Genomic DNA, 1,082 nt, shown 5'->3' with positions numbered 1-1,082 from the left:
CAGCGGCTGGCCCGGGGGCAGGCTCGGGTGGTGGACCTGACCGGCGAGCTGGGTCTGGCTCAGTCGACGGTGTCGAAGCATCTGGCGTGTCTGCGTGACTGTGGCCTGGTCGACTATCGGCCGGTCGGCCGGGCGTCGGTGTACTCGTTGGCCCGGCCTGAGTTGCTCGATCTGCTCGCCAGCGCCGAGCAGTTGCTGGCCGCCACCGGCGATGCGGTGGCGCTGTGCCCCAACTACGGCCCTGACGGTACCGGGATCGGCGACGAGGAGGCTGTGCGATGAGCGACGCGTGCGGCTGCGGAGACGACGAACCCCGCGTGGAAGGTGCCGAGGAGGAGCGCGAGCCCGAGCGGCTGTGGCAGGTCAGCGAGTTGCGGGCTGCTGCCGTCGCCGGGGTGTTTCTGCTCGCCGGGTTCATCGCCGGGCTGGTCGACGCCCCGCGCCCGGTTGGCATCGGCCTCAACACTGTTGCGTTGCTGGTCGGCGCGTGGACGTTTGTGCCGAACACCCTGAAACGCCTGGCCAAGGGAAAGATCGGCGTCGGCACTTTGATGACGATCGCCGCTGTCGGTGCGGTGGTGCTCGGCGAGGTCACCGAGGCCGCCATGCTGGCGTTCCTCTACTCCATCAGCGAAGGCTTGGAGGAGTACTCCGTCGCCCGGACTCGGCGCGGCCTGCGGGCGCTGCTCAACCTCGTACCCGCTGAGGCGACAGTCCTTCGCGAAGGGGCGCAAGTCACCATCGACCCCGCCCAGTTGCGCGTTGGTGATCTGCTGCTCGTGCGGCCCGGTGAACGCCTGGCGACCGATGGTGTGATCCGCACGGGCCGTTCCGCGCTCGACGTGTCCGCATTGACCGGTGAGTCCGTGCCGGTTGAGGCGAATCCTGGTGATGCCGTCTACGCCGGTTCGATCAATGGCACCGGTGCCATTGAGGTGCAGGTGACCGCTACCGCGTCCGACAACTCTCTGGCGCGGATCGTGCGCATCGTGGAGGCCGAGCAGTCTCGCAAGGGTGCCGCCCAGCGGCTCGCCGACCGGATCGCCAAACCGCTGGTACCCGGCATCATGATTCTCGCCGCG

General features: G+C 68.7%; 1 protein-coding gene and 1 pseudogene. Both read left to right on the top strand.

The annotated features are described in order from the left end of the window. On the top strand, positions 1-282 hold a 282-nt coding region (locus AB0E94_RS53220; RefSeq protein WP_360344675.1), incomplete at its 5' end, for a metalloregulator ArsR/SmtB family transcription factor. Beyond that, a pseudogene (locus AB0E94_RS53215) lies at positions 279-1,082 on the top strand (cation-transporting P-type ATPase); the annotation flags it as partial. The gene AB0E94_RS53220 and the pseudogene AB0E94_RS53215, both read left to right, overlap by 4 nt.

The organism is Actinoplanes sp. NPDC026670, assembly GCF_040638175.1.
Lineage (GTDB): Bacteria > Actinomycetota > Actinomycetes > Mycobacteriales > Micromonosporaceae > Actinoplanes.
Note: the sequence above shows the minus strand (reverse complement) of the source record. Positions and strands in the feature narration are given on the sequence as shown.